The organism is Pseudomonas sp. A-R-19 (assembly GCF_019956575.1).
Lineage (GTDB): Bacteria > Pseudomonadota > Gammaproteobacteria > Pseudomonadales > Pseudomonadaceae > Aquipseudomonas.
In genome coordinates this window covers 38,764-61,612 of the sequence record NZ_JAHBDR010000031.1, presented here as the reverse complement: position 1 = coordinate 61,612, position 22,849 = coordinate 38,764, and the positions used below count along the sequence as shown (strand labels likewise).

The following is a 22,849-nucleotide window of genomic DNA, read 5'->3' as shown; positions in this document are numbered from 1 at the left end:
GCCCCGGGTCTACGCAGTGTAAGGCAGTGTTGGAAACCTGCCACCGAGGGGGAAGGTGAAGCATCGAGTCGCATCAAGTGGTGCTCTCAGTCATCTTCCGTGCGAATCGTCGCCACTTCGTCGGCCCTGACTCTCACGGTCGCACCGGAAATGTCCTCGAACTCGAAGAACCCGTCCTTGGTTTTGGTCTTCGGCATGTCTTTTGTCAGGTACTGGGTGCCGTTCTGCAGCGTCACAACCGTTGGTGTCGAGCAACCGGCCAGCGTCAGCATGGCCGCTATCGCCAGGGGCAAACCCAAAGTCTTGATGTCCATTATCACCTCCACGCGTTCTGAAGCAGTGCCTTCAGCTTGAGGCTGGCACTGCACATCTATGGCGGTTGGTGCCGCCAGGGGGCAGAAAGTTCTACTGCCCGGGAAATATTCCGTACAGCGCCGCCTTTTATCCTTTTCCCATTGCACCGGACAGGGTGGAACTGGTATCTGTACGCATAACCAGTACTCGCTCGCCATGGCCCATTTCTGTGACTGCAAATCCCCTCGACGATCCGTTCTATTACCTCAACAACTTCATGCAAGTGCTTGATTGGCTTGAGCAACGCTGTGCCGATGTGCTGAGCGTCGACGAGCAGTGTTTCATACAAGAGTTTAAGCTGTTGCCCGGTGAATCGCAGGCTCTTCTGGTCAGAATGGTCATGCGCAAAGGCGTTCATTTCAGGGCGAGCAAGCTGCATTACGACGAAATCGGCGATATCGTCAGCGCCGCCGGCCCGTTGTTGAAGCTCGGTTGGGTCGATGAGCGAATGCCGCTGGCGATCGAAACGCTGTTCGACCTGTTGCTCAAGGAAGAAATCCTCCAGGCCTTTGGCCCTGTCATCGATCAACCCAAGGGCAAGAAGGCCGATTGGTTGCCAGCGCTGTGCGAACAATTTCCTCAGGTGCAAAGCTTCAACGACTGGTGTCCGATGCTGGATGAGCGCTTGCTCAGCCTGACCATCATGGAGTTGTGCGATCGCCTGCGCCTGATGTTCTTCGGCAACCTGTATCAGGACTGGTCGGAGTTCGTGCTGGCCGATCTCGGCATTTATACCTACGAAAAAGTCGAGTTCTGCGCCGAGTCCCGGGGTTTGCGCAGTCGCGAAGACGTGGACGCCTATCTCCTCCTGCACGCGTACCAGCAACAATTCGAGGCCGGTGAAGCACTGGAAGAGGTGGCCGAACGGATCAACGGGCTGGCGCTGGACAACCCATGGTTGCAACGGCGGCGCGGCAAACTGTTGTTCCAGATGGGCCAATATTGCGAACGCATCGCCGATTTCGCCATGGCCCTGAACCTCTACCGCGAATGTGCCTATCCGGGCGCGCGTGCGCGGCTGATCCGCGTGCTGGAGCGCAGTGGCGAGTTTGAGCTGGCGATGGAACTGGCCGCACTCGCCGAACAATCCCCGGAAAGTGCCGCCGAACATCAGCAGTTGCTCCGCGTACTGCCACGCCTGCGACGCAAGCTCGGCGGGCCGCCCATCAAGCGGGCTGCGCCTCGGCAAATGCAGCGTCTGGACCTGCAATTGCCCAGAACGGATCAGGCGTTATCAGTGGAGTCTTACGTACAGGTACATTTGGCAGAAGAGTCGGCACCGGTGCACTACGTCGAGAACAGCCTGGTCAATTCACTGTTTGGCCTGCTGTGCTGGCCGGCGATTTTCGCGCCGTTGCCGGGTGCCTTTTTTCACCCGTTCCAGCGCGGGCCGGTGGATTTGCTCAGCGAAGACTTCCATGCCCGCCGGGCCGAACTGTTCCAGGCCTGCCTGGCCGAGCTCGACGACGGGCGCTACCGGCAGACCATCCGCGAACGTTATGCCGCCAAGTGGGGCGTGCAGTCGCCGTTCGTGTTCTGGAGCGTGCTCAGCGAAGAGCTGCTGGAACAAGCCCTGGATTGCCTGCCGGCCGAGCACCTCAGGCACTGGTTCAACCGCCTCTTGCTGGACATCAAGGCCAATCGCGCCGGCATGCCGGACCTGATCCAGTTCTGGCCGCAGCAAAAGACCTACCGCATGATCGAGGTCAAGGGCCCGGGCGACCGCCTGCAAGACAACCAGTTGCGCTGGCTCGAGTTCTGCCATGAGCACCAGATGCCGATTGCCGTGTGCTATGTGCAATGGGCGGAGCAGGACGCTTGAGCTACAGCATTGCAGTGCGGGCGCTGTGTGAGTTCACCGCCAAGGTCGGCGACCTCGACCTGCGCTTCACCCCGTCACCGACCGCGCTGGAAGGCATCGCCGGGCACCGCACGGTGGCGTCGCGGCGCAGCGAGGGCTACCAGAGCGAAGTCGCCCTTGAAGGCCAGTATCAAACCCTGACGGTCAAGGGCAGGGCGGATGGTTATGACCCCGGGCAAAACTGCCTGGAGGAGGTCAAGACCTATCGGGGCGACTTGAGCAAGCAACCGGCCAACCACCGTCAGTTGCATTGGGCCCAGGCGAAAATCTACGGCTGGTTGATGTGCCGCAAGCTGGATCTTGGGCAAATCAATCTGGCGCTGGTGTATTTCGACATCGTCAGCGAAAAGGAAACCTGCCTGGTCGAGTCATTCGAGGCCGCGCAACTGCAAGGGTTCTTCGAACAGCATTGCGCGCGTTTCCTGCAATGGGCCGAACAGGAAGTCGTCCATCGTGACGGGCGCAATCTGGCGGCGCAGCGCCTGGCTTTTCCCCATGCCGACTTTCGGCCGGGGCAGCGCCACCTGGCCGAGTCGGTGTTCAAGGCCGTCAGCACGGGGCGCTGCCTGATGGCCCAGGCGCCCACGGGAATCGGCAAGACCCTGGGCACCTTGTTCCCCATGCTCAAGGCGCTGGCACCGCAGCAACTGGACAAGGTGTTCTTCCTTACGGCGAAAACCCCGGGACGCAAACTCGCCCTGGACGCTGCGCAAGTGCTTCTCGCCAGCACCGCTGCGCCGCCGTTGCGGGTGCTGGAGATGATCGCCCGGGACAAGGCCTGCGAACACCCGGACAAAGCCTGCCACGGCGAGTCGTGCCCGCTGGCCCGGGGATTCTACGATCGCCTGCCCGCGGCGCGTCAGGCGGCCAGCCAACTGAGCCTGTTGCACCAGGGTGCCCTGCGCGAGGTCGCCCTGGCGCATGACGTCTGTCCGTATTACCTGAGCCAGGAAATGGCACGCTGGGCCGACGTGGTGGTGGCCGACTACAACTATTACTTCGACTTCAGCGCGCTGCTGTTCGGTCTGGCCCAGGCCAACAACTGGAAAGTCGCGGTGCTGGTCGACGAAGCCCATAACCTGGTGGAACGCGGCCGGCAGATGTACAGCGCGAGACTTGACCAGGCGACCTTCAACGGCGTGCGCAAAACCGCGCCTGAGGTGCTGAAAAAGTCGATGCAGCGGGTCAACCGCGAGTGGAATGCCTTGAATGGTACGCAAACCGGAGCCTACCAAGCCTATGACAAGGCGCCGGAAAAGCTCCTTCAGGCACTGTCTTCGTGCAGCGCCAGCATCGGTGACTACCTGAACGATCACCCGCAAGGCCTGGATAGCGCACTGCAGGGTTTCTACTTCGACATGCTGCATTTTTGCCGGGTGGCCGAACTGTTCGATGAGCAGTTCCTGTTCGACATCAGCAAGCGCGACCTCGAACGCAAGCGCAGCCTCTCGCAGTTGTGCCTGCGCAACGTGGTTCCCGCCGGGTTCATCCGCCCGCGCCTGACCGCCGCGCGCAGTACGGTGCTGTTTTCCGCGACCCTCAGCCCCCGGCACTATTACGCCGATTTACTGGGGACACCGGCGGACACGGTTTGCATCGACGTCGAGTCGCCGTTCCATGCCGATCAACTGCAAGTGCACATCGTCAACCAGATCTCCACGCGGTTCGTGCATCGCCAGTCCTCCCTCGAACCGATCGTGGAGTTGATTGCCAAACAGTTCTGCGCGCGCCCCGGCAACTACCTGGCGTTTTTCAGCAGTTTCGATTATCTGCAGCAGGTGGCGCAGTTACTCGCCGAGAAACACCCGAACATCCGTCTGTGGTCGCAGTCCCGCGGCATGGACGAAGCGCAACGTCAGCAGTTTCTCGATCAATTCCACGCCGACGGCCAGGGTGTCGGTTTTGCCGTGCTGGGCGGGGCCTTTGGTGAAGGCATCGATTTGCCCGGTGCCCGGTTGATCGGCGCATTTATCGCCACCTTGGGGCTGGCCCAGCTCAATCCGGTGAACGAACAACTGAAACGACGCATGGCCGCCATTTTTGGCGCCGGTTACGACTATACCTATCTGTTTCCCGGCGTACAGAAAGTGGTGCAGGCCGCTGGCCGGGTGATCCGCACCCAGCAGGATCAAGGGGTCGTGATGTTGATCGACGACCGTTTTGGCGAGAGCAAGGTCAGGCAACTGCTGCCGCGTTGGTGGGCTTTCCAAATTCCCGCTATGACGCATACTCCAGAGAAACAATGAATTGGTGGGATCAATGAGCGAAGATCGAAACAAGGTCAGTGCCATCGAAGACGGCCGTTTTCGGCTATTGATCGATGCGGTGATCGACTACGCGATCTACATGATTGATCCGGACGGCATCATTACCAGTTGGAATGCCGGCGCCAGGCGTTTCAAGGGCTATGAGGAGGCCGAAATCCTCGGTGAGCACTTCTCGCGCTTCTACACCGATGAGGACCGCCGTGCCGGCTTGCCCCAGCGGGCACTGGACACGGCGATCCGTGAAGGACGTTTCGAGGGAGAAGGCTGGCGGGTGCGCAAGGACGGCACGCATTTCTGGTCCCACGTGGTGATCGATCCGATCCTCGATCCGTCGGGCACCTTGCTGGGTTTCGCCAAGATCACCCGGGACCTCACCGATCGCAAAATGGCCGAGGAAGTCCTCAAGCAAAGCGAACAACAGTTCCGCCTGCTGGTGCAGAGCGTTACCGACTATGCGATCTACATGCTTTCCCCGGATGGTCGGGTGAGCAACTGGAACCCCGGCGCCCAGCGCATCAAGGGTTACTTGCCGGAGGAGGTCATCGGCCGGCACTTTTCGATGTTCTACACCCCGGAGGATCGCGCTGCCGGCGAGCCGCAACGGACACTGGAGATCGCGGTCCGTGAGGGGCGCTTTGAAAACAAGGGCTGGAGGATGCGCAAGGACGGAACGCGGTTCCTCGCCCATGTGATTGTCGATCCGATCAGGGGGGACACCGGCAAATTGCTCGGTTTTGCCAAGATTACCCGGGATATCACTGAGGCCACGCACGCGCAGCAGGTTCTGGAGCAAACCCGCGAAGCCTTGTTCCAGGCGCAGAAAATGCAGGCCATCGGCCAGCTCAGCGGCGGGATCGCCCACGACTTCAACAACCTGCTGACGGTGATCCTCGGCAATCTGGAGATCGTACGGAAACGGGTGACAGAAGATGCAAAAGTTACCCGCCTGATCGACAACGCCACCCAAGGTGCCTTGCGCGGTGTTTCCCTGACCCAGCGCATGCTGGCGTTTGCCCGACGCCAGGAACTCAAGTCGGAACCTGTGCGGATACCGGCGTTGGTGGAAGGCATTTCCGGGCTATTGCGCAGTTCCCTCGGGCCTTCGGTGAACGTCGAAACGCGCTTTCCCGAGGGTCTCGAACCGGTGATGGCTGACCTCAACCAGCTTGAGCTGGCGGTATTGAACCTGGCGACCAATGCCCGTGATGCCATGCCCAACGGCGGGACCATCATCTTCAGTGCCAGGACCGATGCAGTGAACGACAGCGCCACCTCATCCCTTGCGCCGGGGCGTTATGTTTGCCTGAGTGTGACCGATACCGGCGAGGGCATGGATGAAACCACGCTGGCCTCGGCAATGGACCCGTTCTTCACCACCAAGGGCGTCGGCAAGGGCACCGGCCTGGGGTTGTCGATGGTCCACGGTTTTATCGAACAATTGGGTGGGCGCTTCATCCTCAAAAGCAACCAGAACCAGGGTACGACGGCCGAGTTGTGGCTGCCGGTCGCCACCCGGGATTCAGCGACCCGACCTGTCGTCGAAACACAGGCCGTGAGCGTGCCGCGCATAAGCGTACTGGTGGTCGACGATGACAGCCTGGTGTTGACCAGCACCAGCTTGCTGCTCGAAGACCTCGGACACAGGGTGATCAGTGCGGCATCCGGTGCCATGGCGCTGGAGCTGTTTGTCAGTGAGCCGGATATCGATCTGGTCATAACCGACATGGCCATGCCGCAAATGAATGGTGCACAACTGGCCCATGCCATCCGGATCATACGGCCGAATGTGCCGATCATCCTCGCCACCGGTTATGCCGAGCGCCTGGAAGGCTTTGCCGCTCACTTGCCGCGCTTGCCGAAGCCATTTACCCAACTCAACCTGGTCGAGATCATTGCCCAGGCGATGAAATGACGCGGCGATTGTGCTGTTCATAACGGGCCAGCATCGGCTGGGTGCTGATGCCGTGGAGCAGGATGCTCATGGCTACCACCGAGAGCGTCAGGTCGGCACACAAGGTGGCCACTGATGGCAACAGATCGTGGTTCAAGGCGTAGAACAGGTAGTAGAAACTGCCGATGCCGCGAATGCCGAACCAGCCGATCAACCAGCGTTGCGGGCCGTTGAGCAGCGAGCCCCATGGCATCAGCCAGACCATCAGCGGACGAATCACCGCGAACAGCATCAGCGCGACCACCAGCGCCCGCCAGTCCCAGTGTGCAGTCAGCACGACCCCGAGCAAGGTCACCAGAAACACTTCCATGGCCCGTTCCACCAGGCTGCCGAACGACAGCATGTCGCCCATCATGATCCCGGCGGCGACTTGCTTGTCTTCCAGGTGGTCGACATTGCCGGCCACGGCCGCCTCCGGTTCGACATGCTGATGACCGACCACCGGCTGGACCAGATGTTCGGCCGGTGTACGGGTGTCACTGCTGGTACTGACCTCGGCCTGGCGCAAGCCAAGGCCGGCGGCGAATACCGAGAGAAACCCGTAGCCCTGAAGGGTTTCGGCCACGACATAGGCCAGTGCGATCAAGGCCAGGGCCAGGTAATCATTGGGGGAAAAGGTGCTGTCGGCATTCTTGATGCGCATGAACAGGGTCAGGCGGCCGATACCGCGCCCCATCCAGTAACCGGTCAGCAATCCGGCGGGCACTGCCCATAGCAGCCGCTTGAGCGCCCATTCGTCGAGCCATGGACCCGCGTGCTCACCTTGTTGCAGAATCAGCAAACCGAGGATGACAAAAGGGAATGCACTGCCGTCGTTGAGACCGGCTTCGCCCGTGAGCCCGAACCTGACCGGGTCGTAGTCCTTGGCATCGCTGACCTGCACCAGGGAGGCCAGGACCGGATCGGTGGGTGCCAGAATCGCCCCGATCAACAGCGATGGCCCCCAGGCGAATCCAAACCCGAAATGCAGCAACAGGCTCACACCGGCAATCGTCAGGATCATCACCGGTCCCGCCAGCGTAAATGCCACCCGCCATCGGCGATCGCCCAGGGGCAAGCGCAACTTCAACCCGCAGACGAACAGGGAAAAAAGCACCGCTACTTCCGACAGATGCTCCATCCAGAAGGCGGCGTCCTTGATATCCAGCCTGAGCAAACCCAGGCCCGACGGACCGATGGCCACGCCCAGCACCAGACAGACCGCCGAGGTGGTCACGGGCAACCAGCGCAAGTAGGACGAGGTGAGCGCCAGTGTCAGCAATACGGCGCCCAGCACCGCCACCCACGCCGTGAAGCCCATCAACCGACAGGCGCGCGCAGGTACTCAGGGGTGAGCACGTTGAACCACACCAGGATCATCGTGACCAGGATCGTTACCAACACCAACAACCCGACACCCCACACGCAGGCGGCGTTGAGCAGACCTTGCTCCTTGCGCTCGTGCATGAAGGTCGGCAAGCCGATGAACAACAGGAACGTCGAATAAGCCGATGCTGCCGCCAGCACCGCAATCGCCAGCCAGCGACTGGGGTACAGGCCTGCCAGGCCGGCAATGAAGAACGGCGTTACGATGTAGGCAGCAAAGCCGATGCATTGATTGAGCGTTGGCTGCGCCTCGAAGGTGCGAGACATCCAGCGGATGAACGCGCCGATGACCACGACGCCGGCAACGATGGTCAGGTACAGCAACACACACAGTTGAAGTGCGCTGTGGGTGCTGAGCCGCACGGTTTCGTTTTCCGCCAGGCTCCAGCCCACGTAAGTCGTACCGAAAAACAGGCAGACGGCGGGAATCAGGGCCAGCAGCAACAGATGCGCGAGGTAATGACGTGGATGGGCTTCTTCTTCCTTGCGGATATCCAGCCAGGCGAAGTTCGGTTGAGTGAACAGTTTGACAATGGGTGCGGACATGACGACCTCCAGCGATCAGTGTCTATACGCTGTGGAGCGCCGGAGGACGTCGCCGGTTCAATTTTTCGACGCGGTCACAGGATCGGTTTGCCGCCGGTGACGCCGTAGCGCTGGCCGGTGATGTAACTGGCCTCATCCGAGGCCAGCAGCACGTAGATCGGCGCGACTTCCACGGGTTGGCCCGGCCGCCCAAGGGAGGTGTTGGCGCCGAAGTTCTGTACCGTCTCCTCAGGCATGGTCGAGACGATCAACGGCGTCCAGATCGGTCCGGGGGCGACGCTGTTGACGCGGATGTTCCTGGGCCCAAGCATTTGCCCGAGGCCGGCGCTGAAATTGGCGATCGCGCCCTTGGTGGTGGCGTAGGCCAGCAGTGTCGGGTTCGGCAGGTCGGAATTGACCGAACTGGTGTTGATGATCGAACTGCCGGGCTTCATGTGTTTCAGGGCTGCCTGGCAGATCCGGAAGATGGCGGTGATGTTGACGTCGAAGGTCATCACCCATTCCTCGTCCGATATGTCTTCGAGGCTGTCATGCGTCATCTGGTACGCGGCATTGTTGACCAGTACGTCGATGCGGCCAAAGCGCTCCACGGTTTTCTCCACCAGGGCCTGGCAGTGTGCCTTTTGCGCCAGGTCTCCCGGCAGCAACAGGCACTGACGGCCGGCCTGTTCGATCCAGTGCGCGGTTGCCTTGGCGTCTTCATGTTCGTTGAGGTAGGCGATGGCCACATCGGCGCCTTCACGGGCGAAGGCGATGGCGACCGCACGGCCAATGCCGCTGTCGCCGCCGGTGATCAAGGCGATTTTGTCGGCCAGGCGACCGGTGCCCTTATAGGAATGCTCGCCGCAATCCGGAACGGGGTCCATGGTGCGCTGAGTGCCGGGAACCGGCTGATGTTGTTTGGGGAAGGGCGGTTTTGGATAGTCGGTCATCATCGATCTCCAGTCTCGAGGCCAGGGTGTCAGAAGGTTGACCCTGGCGTTTTGGCTGGAGTTCGACTGGATTTTCGATATCGAAAAAACACCAATCTCCCTGTAGGAGCGAGCTCGCTCGCGATGGTCGCTAACGATAACGCGTGTTTGCTGAATAAACGCGGCGCTCTTGAGTCCATCGCGGGCAAGCCCGCTCCGACAGGGATCGATCAGGCCTTGAGATTGCGCAAACTGCGCTCCATCCGCGCAATGCCTTCTTCCAGCAACGACCGTGGGCAGCCGAAGTTCAGGCGCACGAACTGCTGGCAGTCATCGCCGAAGTCCAGGCCGGCGCTCAAACCGACCTTGGCCTGTTCGAGGAAGAACTGTTGCGGATTGTCCAGGCCCAGGGCCGTGCAGTCGAGCCAGGCGAGGTAGGTGCTTTGCGGCAGGTTCATGGTGACGCCCGGCAGACGAGTGCGCACGGCCTCGGCGAGGAAATCGCGGTTGCCTTGCAGGTAGGTCTTCAGCTCGGCCAGCCAGGGCGCGGCTTCGCTGTAGGCGACGCGGGTGGCTTCCATGCCCAGCGGATTGACGCTGTCGACCATGCCGCAACGGGCGTGGTTGACCTTCTCGCGCAGGTGGCGGTCCTGGATGATCATGAACGAGGTCTTCAGGCCGGCGATGTTGTAGGCCTTGCTCGCCGACATCAGCGTGATGGTGCGCTGGGCCACTTGCGGGCTCAAGGTGGCCATCGGAATGTGTGTGCGGCCGTCGAAGCACAACTCGGCGTGGATCTCGTCGGAAATGATCCAGGCATCCTGCTCAAGGCAAATGTCGGCAATGGCTTGCAGCTCTGCGCGGGGGAAGGCCTTGCCCAGCGGGTTGTGCGGGTTGCTCAGGAGCAACGCGCCGCCACCTTGCAACGACTGGCTCAAGGTATCCAGCGGCGTGGTGTAGGTGCCATCGGCTTGCGCATCGAAACTCAGTTCGACCTTGTTCAGGCCCCAATGCCCGGGGGCGTGGCGCAGCGGAGGGTAGTTGGGCACCTGCACGACGACGTTCTGTGGCGCCTGCACCAGGGCCTTCAACGCCATGTTGAAGCCCGACTCGACGCCCGGCAGGAAGATCAGCTCTTGCGGTTCGACGCGCCAGGCGTACTTGTTCCAGAGGTCGGCGACGATGGCCTCGCGCAGGTCATCCTGGGCCACGCTGTAGCCGACCATCGGGTGTTCCAGGCGTTTTTGCAGGGCCTGGATGATCACCGGCGGCGCGGCGAAATCCATGTCGGCGACCCACATCGGCAACACATCGGCCGGGTAGCGGCTCCACTTGGTGCTGCCGGTGTGGTGGCGGTCGAACACCTGATCAAAATCGAAAGTCATGCGGGATCTCGTGAAGGCGGGGTTAATCATGCCGGCCATGATAAGCGCGCAAGCAAGTCTGCACACCCCCCCTGTGGGAGCGGGCTTGCTCGCGAAGAGGGCGTGTCAGCCGACATCAATGCTGACTGACACACCGCATTCGCGAGCAAGCCCGCTCCCACAGGTTTTGTATCAACCCCGGGCAGAGGGGCCGACGGTCGGCTGTCATGGTGAATTCGACAGCATTGACTAAAGTTTTTAGTGTCGGCAGCCAGACTGCCGAAACCGTGTTTGTTCAAAAAGGCCCGGCCACGTACCGGGTCCCACCTGATCAGGAGTGCACGATGGATCTCAGCCGTCGTCAGTTCTTCAAGGTCGCCGGTATCGGCCTTGCAGGCTCTAGCCTGGGTGCGTTGGGCATGGCCCCGACGCTTGCCTTTGCCGAACAGGTGCGTCATTTCAAGCTCGCCCACACCCATGAAACCCGCAACACCTGCCCGTATTGCTCGGTCGGTTGCGGCTTGATCATGTACAGCCAGGGCGATACGGCCAAGAATGTCGCGCAAAACATCATCCATATCGAAGGTGACGCCGACCACCCGGTCAACCGCGGCACCCTTTGCCCCAAAGGCGCGGGCCTGCTGGACTTCATACACAGTCCCGGGCGCCTGCAATATCCGCAGGTGCGTAAACCCGGCAGCACTGAGTGGACCCGCATTTCCTGGGATGAAGCCCTCGATCGCGTCGCCGACCTGATGAAGGCCGACCGTGACGCCAACTTCATCGAGAAAAATGCCCAGGGCCAAACAGTGAACCGCTGGCTGACCACCGGTTTCCTCGCGGCCTCGGCGGCGTCCAACGAAGCCGGCTACATCACCCACAAGGTGGTGCGCAGTCTCGGCATGCTGGGGTTTGATAACCAGGCGCGTGTCTGACACGGCCCGACGGTGGCAAGTCTTGCCCCGACGTACGGCCGTGGTGCCATGACCAATACCTGGACCGATATCGCCAACGCGAATCTGGTCCTGGTGATGGGCGGCAACGCAGCAGAAGCGCATCCGTGCGGCTTCAAATGGGTGACCGAAGCCAAGGCGCACAACAAGGCGCGGCTGATCGTGGTCGACCCGCGTTTTACCCGGACCGCCTCGGTGGCCGACTACTACGCGCCGATCCGTACCGGCACCGACATCGCCTTCATGGGCGGGTTGATCAATTTCCTGCTGACCGAGGACAAGATCCAGCACGAATACGTGCGCAACTACACCGACGTGTCGTTCATCGTCAGGGCCGGCTATGGCTTCGAGGACGGGATCTTCAGCGGCTATGACGCCGAAAAACGCCTGTACACCGATAAATCCGGCTGGGGTTATGAACTCGGCGAGGACGGTTTTGCCAAGGTCGATCCGACTTTGCAGGACCCACGCTGCGTCTATCAATTGATGAAGCAGCACTACAGCCGCTACAACATCGACCTGGCGAGCCAGATCTGCGGCATGCCGGTCGATGCCATGCAGAAGATCTGGGACGAGATCGCCACTTGCTCGCAACCCGGCAAGACCATGACCATCCTCTATGCGCTGGGCTGGACCCAGCACTCGATCGGCGCGCAGATCATCCGCAGCGCGGCGATGGTGCAACTGTTGCTGGGTAACGTCGGCATGCCGGGCGGGGGCGTGAATGCCTTGCGCGGCCACTCCAACATCCAGGGGCTGACGGACCTTGGGCTGTTGTCCAACTCACTGCCGGGCTACCTCACGCTGCCGGGCGATGCCGAACAGGATTACAACGCCTACATCGTCAAGCGCACGCAGAAACCGTTGCGCCCGGGGCAGTTGTCCTATTGGCAGAACTACGGCAAGTTCCACGTCAGCCTGATGAAGTCCTGGTACGGCGCCAATGCCACGGTCGAGAACAATTGGGCCTACGACTACCTGCCGAAGCTGGACATCCCCCAATACGACATCCTCAAGGTGTTCGATCTGATGGGGCAAGGCAAGGTCAACGGCTACATGTGCCAAGGGTTCAACCCTATCGCTGCACTGCCGGACAAAAACCGCGTGATGCTGGCGCTGGCCAAGCTGAAGTGGCTGGTGGTGATGGACCCGCTGGCCACCGAGACCTCGGAGTTCTGGCAAAAGGTCGGGCCGTATAACGATGTCAAGAGCGCCGACATCCAGACCGAAGTGATTCGCCTGCCCACTACCTGCTTTGCCGAGGAGGACGGCTCGCTGGTCAACAGCAGCCGCTGGCTGCAATGGCACTGGAAGGGCGCCGACGGCCCTGGCGAAGCGCGCACCGACATTCGGATCATGAGCGAATTGTTCCTGCGTCTGCGCCAGCGCTACCAGGCCAATGGCGGCAAGTTTCCCGACCCTCTGCTCAAGTTGACGTGGCCGTACAAGATCCCCGAAGAACCTTCGCCGGAAGAACTGGCCAAGGAAATCAACGGCTCAGCCACGGTGGACTTTACCGACGCCACGGGCGCTGCGATCAAGGCCAACGCGCAGTTGGCCGGATTCAGCCAGCTAAAGGACGATGGCAGCACGGCGTCCGGCTGCTGGATTTTCTGTGGCAGCTGGACCGAACTCGGCAACCAGATGGCCCGGCGCGACAATGCCGATCCTTACGGCATGCATCAACACCAAGGCTGGGCCTGGGCCTGGCCGGCCAACCGGCGGATTCTCTACAACCGCGCCTCGGCCGACCTGCAAGGCAAGCCATGGGACCCGAAAAAACGCCTGGTGTGGTGGAACGGCAAAGCCTGGGCTGGCACCGACGTGCCGGACTACAAGGCCGACGTGCCGCCGGAAGCCGGGATGAACCCGTTCATCATGAACCCCGAGGGCGTGGCGCGGTTCTTCGCCGTCGACAAGATGAACGAAGGCCCGTTCCCCGAGCACTACGAGCCATTCGAAACGCCAATCGGGATCAACCCGCTGCACCCGAACAACAAGAAAGCCACCAGCAACCCGGCGGCGCGGATCTTCGATTCGGTCTGGGATTCCCTCGGCGTGGCCAAGGACTACCCGTACGCCGCCACCAGTTACCGGCTGACCGAGCATTTCCACTTCTGGAGCAAGCACTGCAAGCTCAACGCGATTGCCCAGCCCGAGCAGTTCGTGGAAATCGGCGAAGTGCTGGCCAAGGAAAAAGGCATCGCCGCGGGCGACCGGGTACGGGTCAGCAGCAAGCGTGGCTTCATTGAAGCGGTAGCGGTGGTGACCAAGCGGATTCGACCGCTGCAGGTCAACAATCAGGTGGTGCACCAGATCGGCATTCCGCTGCACTGGGGGTTTACCGGCCTCACGCGGCACGGTTACCTGACCAACACCCTGGTGCCGTTCCTCGGCGATGGCAACACCCAGACCCCGGAATCCAAGTCATTCCTGGTCAACGTGGAGAAAGTCTAAATGGCCAGCCAAGACATCATTGCCCGCTCGGCCACCACCACACCCGCGCCCTCGGTGCGCGGCATGGAGGAAGTCGCCAAGCTGATCGACACCACCAAATGCATCGGCTGCAAGGCCTGTCAGGTGGCCTGCTCGGAATGGAACGAGCTGCGCGACGAAGTCGGCCACAACCATGGTACCTACGACAACCCGCAGGACCTCAGCGCAGAAACCTGGACCTTGATGCGCTTCACCGAGCACGAGACCGACGCCGGCAACCTCGAATGGCTGATCCGCAAGGATGGCTGCATGCATTGCGCCGAACCCGGTTGCCTGGCGGCGTGCCCCAGCCCCGGTGCGATCATCAAGCACGCCAACGGTATCGTCGATTTCGATCAGGACCATTGCATCGGCTGCGGCTACTGCATCACCGGGTGTCCGTTCAACATTCCACGGATCTCGCAGAAGGATCACAAGGCCTACAAGTGCACCTTGTGCTCGGACCGGGTGGCGGTAGGGCTGGAACCGGCCTGCGTGAAAACCTGCCCGACCGGTGCCATCGTGTTCGGCTCCAAGGACGACATGAAGGAGCATGCCGCCGAGCGCATCGTCGACCTCAAGAGCCGGGGCTTTGAGAACGCCGGCCTGTACGATCCCGAAGGCGTGGGTGGCACCCACGTGATGTACGTGTTGCACCACGCCGATACGCCAAGACTGTACGCCGGCCTGCCCGATCACCCGGCGATCAGTCCGTTGGTGGGGTTGTGGAAAGGCATCAGCAAACCACTGGCGCTGCTGGCCATGGGCGCGGCGGTGCTGGCCGGGTTCTTCCACTACGTGCGCGTCGGGCCGCAAATCGTCGAAGAGGATGAGCATCCGGAGCCGCCGGACAACGCCGTGCATGAAGTCGATCCGTCGGTGCACACCTTCGATCCCCGTGGGGAGGGCAGGCCATGAGCAACAAGACGATCCTGCGCTACACCAGCAACCAGCGCACCAATCACTGGCTGGTGGCGATTCTGTTTTTCATGGCCGGGTTGTCCGGGCTGGCGCTGTTCCACCCGGCACTGTTCTGGCTGAGCAACCTGTTCGGCGGCGGGCCATGGACACGCATCCTACATCCGTTCATGGGCGTGCTGATGTTCCTGTTGTTCCTTGGCCTGGTGATTCGCTTTTGGCGCGCCAACTACTTCATCGCCAACGATCGGCTTTGGCTCAAGCGCATCGACCGGGTGATGCTGAACCAGGAGGAGGGCGTCCCGCCCATCGGCAAGTACAACCCCGGGCAGAAGCTGCTGTTCTGGACTTTACTGCTGTGCATGCTGGGGCTGTTATTCACCGGGCTGGTGATCTGGCGTGCGTATTTCAGCGCTTATTTCGGCATTACCGTGATCCGTTGGGCCATGCTGTTGCACGCACTGGCCGGGTTTGTGCTGATTCTGAGCATCATCATCCACATTTACGCAGGCATCTGGATCAAGGGCTCCGTCAGCGCCATGGTGCATGGCTGGGTCAGCCGCGGTTGGGCGAAAAAACACCACGAACTCTGGTATCGCCAAGTGACTCAAGATGAGACCCGCGACGAAGCTCCCTCGCGACCGATCACCAAGAAGGGCTGACATTTGCCAACCATCCTCGAACCCGGAGAAATCGAAGCGGCGGCCAGTTCGCCGCCGTTTCTGTACATGCCACCGCACAACCTGTTCAGCCTGCGCGCTCAACGGCTGGAGCAACTGGCCGAAGGGCACGCGCTGACCGATTACCTGCGCCTGATTGCCGGATTGTGCCGGGTGCAGCAACAGGTGCTGGACGACCCGCCCTCAAGCGACCCCCTTGACCGACAACGCATCGAGTTGTGCCAGCAACACGGCTTGCCGCCGTTCGCGGCCGACAGCCTGGCGCGTGAAGATGATTGGCAGCTTTACCTCGATGCCTTGCTGCAGCGCTATCGCGCACCGTCGCCATCCGTCGTGGCCGATGCCGTACAAACCTTGCGCCTGACCAGTGCCGGGCAACGCCGCGCATGGGCGGTGGCGTTGGTCAGCGGCCAGTATTCGCTGGTGCCGGCTGCGTTGGTGCCGTTTCTCGGCGCGGCGTTGCAAACCGCCTGGAGCCACTGGCTGTTGAGCACGCCCAATCTGCAACTGACCCCCGGCGACAGCCTCAGCCAGTGCCCGGCCTGTGGCTCGCCGGCCATGGCCGGGGTCATCCGCCATCGCGGCAAGCACAATGGCTTGCGTTATCTGGTCTGTTCGCTGTGTGCCTGCGAGTGGCATGTGGTGCGGGTCAAGTGCGTGTATTGCGAGCAGAGCAAGGGCCTGGAATACCTCAGCCTGGAAGATGACCGCCATGCCGCCAACCAGGCGCCGTTGCGCGCCGAAGTCTGCCCCGGTTGCAACAGCTATCTGAAGTTGCTCTATCTGGAGAACGATGCGGACGCTGAGGCGTTGTCGGCGGACCTGTCCAGCCTGATGCTCGACATGCGCCTGGCGCAGGACGGTTATCAGCGCCTGGCACCCAATCTGTTGCTGGCACCGGGAGACGAGTAACCGCAGCGTCTACACTCTGGCGCGACGGCCATTCGTTTTCAGGAGCGCCAGATGTCTGCACGCGGTGCCAGCCAACCCCTGCGTCTACCTTCCATTGACAGTCTGTTGCGTCATCCCGCGTGCCTGCCACTGGCCGAGCGCTATGGACGCGACACGTTGCTGGGTGCCTTGCGGCTATTGCTGGATGAATTGCGCGAAGGGGTACGGCAGGGTTTGCTCGAAGCGGTTGAAGTCAGCCCTGAGGTACTGGCGGGCAGGGTCGGGGAGCGATTGGCAGTGCAGCATCGCAGCCATGTACGCAGGGTGTTCAACCTCACCGGCACGGTCTTGCACACCAACCTCGGCCGCGCGCTGTTGCCCGAAGAAGCGATTGAAGCGGTGCAAATGGCCGCGCGCTATCCGCTCAACCTCGAATTCGACTTGCGCAGCGGCAAGCGCGGAGATCGCGACGACCTGATCGAGGGCCTGATCCGCGAACTGACCGGCGCCGAAGCCGTGACTGTGGTCAACAACAATGCTGCCGCGGTCCTCTTGAGCCTCAACAGCCTGGGCGCGCGCAAGGAAGGGATTATTTCCCGGGGCGAACTGATTGAAATCGGCGGCGCCTTCCGCATCCCCGACATCATGGCCCGCGCCGGGGTGAAGCTGCATGAGGTCGGCACCACCAACCGCACCCATGCCCGCGACTACGAGGCCGCGATCGGCCCGCGCAGTGGTTTGATCATGCGCGTGCATGCCAGCAACTACAGCATCCAGGGCTTCACCACGAGCGTGCCGACCGCCGAACTGGCGCAACTGGCCCACCTGCACGGTCTGCCGCTGCTCGAAGACCTCGGCAGCGGCAGCCTGCTGGACTTGACCCGTTGGGGTTTGCCCGCCGAACCGACGGTACGCCAGGCGCTGCTCGATGGCGCGGACATCGTCACCTTCAGTGGCGACAAACTGCTCGGTGGGCCGCAAGCCGGGCTGATTGTCGGCCGCAAGGAACTGATCGCCAGGATCAAGAAGAACCCGCTCAAGCGTGCGCTGCGGGTCGACAAAATGACCCTGGCTGCGCTGGAAGCGGTGTTGGGTCTGTATCGCAACCCGGAGCGACTGGCCGAGCGCTTGCCGAGCCTGCGCCTGTTGACCCGGCCACAGGCCGATATCCTCGCCCAGGCCGAGCGCTTGCAGCCAGCGCTGGCCCGGGTGCTGGGCAATGGCTGGAGCGTCAGCGCCATGCCGGCACTGGGCATGATCGGCAGCGGCAGCCAACCGGTAGCGCGGCTGGCCAGCGCCGCGCTGTGTCTGCGCCCACTGACATCCAAGCGCTTGCGCGGGCGCTCGCTGTTGACGTTGGAAGTAGCCTTTCGCGCCTTGCCGATTGCGGTCCTCGGGCGTATCGACGATGACGCCCTGTGGCTGGACCTGCGGCAACTGGACGACGAGCCGGCATGGCTGGCGCAACTCGATCAATTGCAAGTGGAGGGCCGGGCAGGGTGATCGTCGGCACCGCAGGGCACATCGACCATGGCAAGACGGCGCTGCTCCAGGCACTGACCGGCCAGGCCGGGGACCGGCGCCGGGAAGAGCGTGAACGCGGCATGACCATCGACCTCGGCTACCTGTATGCCGCGCTGGAGCCGGGTGCGCAGTTGACCGGTTTCATCGACGTTCCTGGGCATGAACGCTTCACCCACAACATGCTCGCTGGAGCGCAGGGTATCGATCTGGTGTTGCTGGTGGTGGCCGCCGATGACGGGGTGATGCCGCAGACCCGCGAGCACTTGGCGATTGTCGAGTTGCTCGGCATTCCCCGGGCGCTGGTGGCCATCACCAAATGCGACCGGGTCGACGGCGACCGGGTGCAGGCCGTTCGTGAGCAGGTGGGCGCGTTACTGGCACCGGGGCCGTATGCCGATGCGCCGCTGCTGGCGTTGTCGAGCGTGACGGGTGAGGGCGTCGAAACCCTGCGCCAGGCGTTGCTCGACGCACAACGGCAGGTGTCGCAACGCAGCACCGAAGGTGGTTTTCGCCTGGCGATCGATCGGGCCTTCAGCGTGGCCGGGGCCGGTATCGTGGTGACCGGTACGGCGCTGTCCGGCCAGGTCGCGGTGGGCGATACCCTGCTGCTGGGCCCACAAGGCAAACCAGTGCGCATTCGCGGCCTGCATGCGCAAAACCAGGCCGCCGACCGCGCCCGTGCCGGCCAGCGCGTGGCGTTGAACCTGAGTGCCGATCGGCTGGCGCTGGAGCACATCCATCGCGGTCACTGGTTGCTGGCCGAGGGCTTGTATGCGCCCACCCAGCGCCTGGACATCGATATGCAGTTACTCCCTGGCGAATCCCGGGCCTTCGATCACTTTCAACCGGTGCACGTGCACCTCGGCACCCAGGACGTCACCGCTCGAGTGGCCTTGTTGGAGGGCGCCAGCCTGGCCCCCGGCGGGCGGATGTTTGCGCAACTGCTGCTCAATACACCCGTGCATGCGGTGAAGGGCGATCCGCTGATCCTGCGCGACCAGAGTGCCCAACGCACGCTGGGCGGCGGCCGGGTGCTCGATCCGTTTGCCCCGACACGCCAGCGCCGCAGTCCGGAACGGCTGGCGCAACTGGCCGAGCTGGCGAACAGCGCCGGTCTGGAAGAGGTACTGCCGGCCTTGCTGGCCCACAGCGACACCGGGTTCGATCCGCGGCGCCTGGAGCGACAATTCAACCGCCCGCGCGACCGTTGGGTGTTGCCCGCTGGCGTGCGCTTGATCGACACCCGCCAAGGCGCGGTGCTGTTCAGTACGAGTCGTTGGGAAACCTTGAAGGCCGCAGTGCTGGAACACCTCGCACGCTTTCATCAGCTCGAACCGGATCAAATGGGGCCAGACCGCGATCGCCTGCGCCGATTTGCCGGCAGCACGCTGGAGCGCCCGAGGTTTATCAGCCTGCTCGATGAACTGCTGGCCAGTGGCGCTATTGCCAGCAGAGGGCCGTGGTTGCACCTGCCCGAACATCAGGTGCGCTTGAGCGAAGAAGATCAAGCCTTGTGGCAACGCTTGCAGCCGTTGCTCGACCAAGCCGGTTTCGACCCGCCCTGGGTGCGCAACCTCGGGCATGAGGAGGCAACCGCCCGCGCATTGCTGCTCAAAATGGCCCGGCTGGGGCTGCTCCATCAAGTGGTCCGCGATCTGTTTTACACCGACAGCATGATCCACCAATTGGCGGCTATGCTGTTGCAACTGGCGGACGCCAACCCGGTGATCCAGGTGGCGGCGTTTCGTGATGCGGTGGGCCTGGGGCGCAAGCGCAGTATCCAGATACTGGAGTACTTTGATCGTATCGGCCTGACCCGGCGTTTTGGCGATCGACGGCAGATTCGCCTGGACAGTGCGTTGGCCCGGCGCAACGAGCCCTGATTCAGGCGCAGGAATTCAAGGAAGGCAATCGCGCCCGGTGGCGCGGCCGGGCTTCAAACCCGGTTGGGGACGGCATCCGTTCCCGGGCAGGTTCGACTCCGGCTGCCTTCCGCCAATCAACCCCCAACTCTCCGAGCCCACCCAATCCCCCTGTAGGAGCGAGCTCTGCTCGCGATGGTCACCCGTTCGCCGCGTATACCCAGGGGGTACGCGTCATCGTTGACGACCATCGTGAGCAAGCTCACTCCTACAGGGATCGCGGGTTCTCAATGCGAGCGCAGTCACGTTGCAGGATTTACTCGGTGGCTACGACGCAATTGGTTGCGCCACGCCGCTCGCAGAGCCGATTACGCAAGCGTTCGGCCCAGTAGCGGCCAGCCTCGTTGACATCGCTCCAGGAGTCGTAGGTGCTGCTTTCGAACAGGCCGATGATCGGTTTGCGGGCACCCACGCGCCGGTCGATCTCGGCGGCGATGACTTCACCGGTTTGTGCATCCGCCAGTTTGCCTTCGATGGTCACTTGCCCGCTGAACGGCGGTTTGCCGGTGGTGTGGGTCATCGTTTGCATGGCCGCGGCCTTGGCACCTGGCAGACCGAGGGGGATGGGAATGTAGGACGCCGCTTTCATCGACGAGTCTGCCGCTTCCGCATCGACAATCGCCACCGAAATTCGCAGGGTGTCCGGCCCCGGTTGATCGACGATCTTGTAGTCCTTGCCCAGTTGGTCGGCCACCAGTTTATGGAAGTTCTGCGATATCGCGGCGGTGTCGCCCGCGGGCGCGTCCTTGAGTTTGGACTTGGGCCCGCCGTACAACTTGATCGGGTCCAGGAGCACTTTGTTGTACTGGGCAAAAGCCGTCTTGTCGGCGTATTTCGGGTTGCGATACAGACGCAGCGCTTCGTCCCCCTGGCCATCTTTCATTTTCGGGTAGACGTCCTCCATGAAGCCGGAACCGGTCAGGTTTTCCCCCAGGGTGGTGCTTCTGCCTGGCTGCGAGGTTGACGAACAACCGGCCAATACGATCAGTGCGACACCGAGTGTCAATGTATTCAAGCGTGGTTTCATGCAGTTCTTCCTTAGTCGCATCATGGATTGCCGGGTTGGTTGACACACCAGGTTCAAGGGTAGCCCAGCGGATCGATCAGGCAATGCGTGTGCCGTGGATCTTTGGATGCGAAGCCCAACCTTTGCATAGTCTCGGGCGGTCTTTACTACGCTGGCATGAACTGATGGGAAATTGGCGCGAAATGGACAATCCGCATGGCCAAGGTGCATCAAGCTAGGCATGGATCTGCGTGATCCCTCACTCTAAAAACAGCACTCAGCGCGACGGCCCTGGGCACGTCGCAAGGATCTCGTATGACGAAAGCAAGCATGCCCGTTGGCGCGGGCGGGCAAACACCGGAGGTTCCCCGTTCGGTATTCATCACCGGGGCCAACGGTTTTATCGGCAAGGCACTGCTCAAACGCTACAAGGATCTGGGTGCGCACGTGCGCGGCATGGACCTGTTTGCCGACCCGGCGAACGATGTGGTGGCCGGTGACCTGACCCAACCACAGGCCTGGGCCGAGCACGCCAGGGGGTGCGACCTGTTCATCAACACGGCAGCGGTGGTGTCGCTGGCGGCGCCCTGGAAACTCTACCGCGAGGTCTCGGTGCAGGGAGTGCGCAATTGTCTCAACGTCGCGATTGCCGGCGGTGCCAAGCGTTTCGTGCACATCTCTTCGATTGCGGCGCTGGGCTGGACCTATCCGGACATGGCCGACGAGTCTTGCGATGTGGTGATCGGCGAGCAGTATCGCTATGGCGTGGCCAAGGGCGCGAGCGAGCATGTGGTGCTGGCCAGCCATGCCGCCGGGGAAATCGATTGCACCGTGGTGCGTCCGGGGGATGTGTACGGGCCGGGGTCGCGGGCCTGGCTGATCGAGCCCCTGAAAATGGCCAAGGCCGGCGCACTGATTTTGCCCAATGGCGGCAAGGGTGTCTTCACCCCGGTGTATGTCGATGACCTGCTTGACGGCATCATGCTCGCGGCGGGCCTTGACCAGGGGCGGGGACATATTTTCCACCTCAGCAGCGCCAGCCCGACCACCTGCAAGGCGTTCTTCGCCAATCACTGGCGCTGGGCAGGACGCAGCGGTGCACCGCGCACGCTGCCCCTGCACCTCGCGGCAGCGTTGACCCGCCTGATCTGGCGGGTCAACGGCTTGCTCAAGATCAAGAGCGAAGTCACCCCGGACACGATGTACATGCTCGCCCGCACCGGCGATATCTCCATTGCCAAGGCCCGGCGCTTGCTCGGTTATGAACCGAAGGTGTCCCTGGCAGATGGCTTGCGCCGCTCTGAAGACTGGTTGCGGCTGAGCGGCCAGATCACCCCCTGAAAGGCACCACACCTCCCACAGAGGGGTGTGGTGATCAAGAAAAAAAGGTTCTTCACGCAATCCCGGGAAACACGCACAACCTGTAGGAACCGGCTTGCCGGCGATGGATTCAAGTGCGCCGCGTTTATCCGGTTTACCTGCGTTATCGTTAGCGTCCATCGCGAGCAGGCTTGCTCCTACAAGGGACCGCGCAGTACCTGTAGGAGTCGGCTTGCCGGCGATGGATTCAAGTGCGCCGCGTTTATCCGGTTTACCTGCGTTATCGTTAACGACCATCGCGAGCAGGCTCGCTCCTACAAGGGACCGCGCAGTACCTGTAGGAGCCGGCTTGCCGGCGATGGATTTAAGTGCGCCGCGTTTATCCGGTTTACCTGCGTTATCGTTAGCGTCCATCGCGAGCAGGCTCGCTCCTACGAGGGACCGCGCAATACCTGTAGGAGCCGGCTTGCCGGCGATGGATTCAAGTGCGCCGCGTTTATCCGGGTTACCTGCGTTATCGTTAGCGTCCATCGCGAGCAGG

Annotated in this window: 16 protein-coding genes and 1 tRNA gene; 11 read left to right on the top strand and 6 right to left on the bottom strand. The window is 62.0% G+C overall.

The features are described 5' to 3' along the window. Nucleotides 1–86 precede the first annotated feature (86 nt). On the bottom strand, nt 87–314 hold the full coding sequence (locus KGA88_RS02735; RefSeq protein ID WP_223588773.1) for a YgdI/YgdR family lipoprotein: 228 nt from the start codon (nt 312–314) through the stop codon (nt 87–89). 209 nt (nt 315–523) lie between these two features. Here KGA88_RS02735 and KGA88_RS02730 point away from each other — a divergent pair, with 209 nt between their 5' ends. Genes KGA88_RS02730 through KGA88_RS02720 form a run of 3 tightly spaced genes read left to right on the top strand, consistent with a single transcriptional unit; the run spans nt 524 to nt 6,394 of the window. Continuing rightward, nucleotides 524–2,176, top strand: a complete 1,653-nt coding sequence (locus KGA88_RS02730; RefSeq protein ID WP_317851651.1) for a VRR-NUC domain-containing protein — start codon at nt 524–526, stop codon at nt 2,174–2,176. Next, complete coding sequence (locus tag KGA88_RS02725; RefSeq protein WP_223588770.1) at nt 2,173–4,461, top strand: ATP-dependent DNA helicase; 2,289 nt, start codon at nt 2,173–2,175, stop codon at nt 4,459–4,461. The genes KGA88_RS02730 and KGA88_RS02725 overlap by 4 nt, the downstream gene beginning before the upstream one ends. A gap of 13 nt (nt 4,462–4,474) precedes the next feature. After that, nucleotides 4,475–6,394: a PAS domain-containing sensor histidine kinase gene (locus KGA88_RS02720; protein ID WP_223588766.1), complete on the top strand. Its 1,920-nt coding sequence runs from the start codon at nt 4,475–4,477 to the stop codon at nt 6,392–6,394. Here KGA88_RS02720 and KGA88_RS02715 read toward each other — a convergent pair. The 4 genes from KGA88_RS02715 to KGA88_RS02700 all read right to left on the bottom strand — a co-directional run bounded on the left by KGA88_RS02715 (nt 6,372) and on the right by KGA88_RS02700 (nt 10,640). Then, entirely contained in the window at nt 6,372–7,733 is a 1,362-nt protein-coding gene (locus KGA88_RS02715) for a cation:proton antiporter (protein ID WP_110659177.1), read from the bottom strand. The two genes, KGA88_RS02720 and KGA88_RS02715, sit on opposite strands and share 23 nt — an antisense overlap. Beyond that, nucleotides 7,733–8,344: a Yip1 family protein gene (locus KGA88_RS02710; protein ID WP_110659175.1), complete on the bottom strand. Its 612-nt coding sequence runs from the start codon at nt 8,342–8,344 to the stop codon at nt 7,733–7,735. Before KGA88_RS02710 ends, KGA88_RS02715 begins: the two co-directional genes overlap by 1 nt. Before the next feature lie 74 nt (nt 8,345–8,418). Next, nucleotides 8,419–9,276, bottom strand: a complete 858-nt coding sequence (locus KGA88_RS02705; protein ID WP_110659173.1) for an SDR family oxidoreductase — start codon at nt 9,274–9,276, stop codon at nt 8,419–8,421. 209 nt (nt 9,277–9,485) lie between these two features. Further along, on the bottom strand, nt 9,486–10,640 hold the full coding sequence (locus KGA88_RS02700; protein ID WP_223588762.1) for a MalY/PatB family protein: 1,155 nt from the start codon (nt 10,638–10,640) through the stop codon (nt 9,486–9,488). 323 nt (nt 10,641–10,963) lie between these two features. Between KGA88_RS02700 and fdnG the strand changes: the two genes are divergently transcribed. The 7 genes from fdnG (at nt 10,964) to KGA88_RS02660 (ending at nt 20,058) form a co-directional block, all read left to right on the top strand. Beyond that, nucleotides 10,964–14,029: a formate dehydrogenase-N subunit alpha gene (gene fdnG / locus KGA88_RS02690; RefSeq protein WP_223588757.1), complete on the top strand. Its 3,066-nt coding sequence runs from the start codon at nt 10,964–10,966 to the stop codon at nt 14,027–14,029. Continuing rightward, entirely contained in the window at nt 14,030–14,965 is a 936-nt protein-coding gene (gene fdxH, locus KGA88_RS02685) for a formate dehydrogenase subunit beta (protein WP_102701380.1), read from the top strand. It begins immediately after the preceding gene. Next, a complete protein-coding gene (locus tag KGA88_RS02680) occupies nt 14,962–15,627 on the top strand; it encodes a formate dehydrogenase subunit gamma (protein WP_110660707.1) in 666 nt (221 codons plus the stop codon). The genes fdxH and KGA88_RS02680 overlap by 4 nt, the downstream gene beginning before the upstream one ends. 3 nt (nt 15,628–15,630) lie before the next feature. Next, nucleotides 15,631–16,557 carry a formate dehydrogenase accessory protein FdhE gene (fdhE, locus tag KGA88_RS02675; protein ID WP_223588754.1) on the top strand — a complete coding sequence of 309 codons (927 nt, stop codon included), beginning with the start codon at nt 15,631–15,633 and terminating at the stop codon, nt 16,555–16,557. A 51-nt stretch (nt 16,558–16,608) separates the two neighbouring features. Further along, nucleotides 16,609–18,039, top strand: a complete 1,431-nt coding sequence (gene selA / locus KGA88_RS02670) for an L-seryl-tRNA(Sec) selenium transferase (protein ID WP_223588750.1) — start codon at nt 16,609–16,611, stop codon at nt 18,037–18,039. After that, nucleotides 18,036–19,943, top strand: coding sequence for a selenocysteine-specific translation elongation factor (gene selB, locus KGA88_RS02665; RefSeq protein ID WP_223588747.1), 1,908 nt, complete (start codon nt 18,036–18,038; stop codon nt 19,941–19,943). The genes selA and selB overlap by 4 nt, the downstream gene beginning before the upstream one ends. A 19-nt stretch (nt 19,944–19,962) precedes the next feature. Then, a tRNA-Sec gene (locus KGA88_RS02660) sits at nt 19,963–20,058 on the top strand. A gap of 180 nt (nt 20,059–20,238) precedes the next feature. Here the strand turns inward: KGA88_RS02660 and KGA88_RS02655 are convergent. Then, nucleotides 20,239–21,009, bottom strand: coding sequence for a DUF3313 domain-containing protein (locus KGA88_RS02655; RefSeq protein ID WP_181432163.1), 771 nt, complete (start codon nt 21,007–21,009; stop codon nt 20,239–20,241). Nucleotides 21,010–21,303: 294 nt separating this feature from the next. Between KGA88_RS02655 and KGA88_RS02650 the strand changes: the two genes are divergently transcribed. Continuing rightward, the gene (locus KGA88_RS02650; RefSeq protein WP_223588744.1) at nt 21,304–22,329 is read left to right on the top strand and encodes an NAD-dependent epimerase/dehydratase family protein; all 1,026 of its coding nucleotides are present in this window, start codon (nt 21,304–21,306) and stop codon (nt 22,327–22,329) included. The last annotated feature ends 520 nt before the right edge of the window (nt 22,330–22,849 follow it).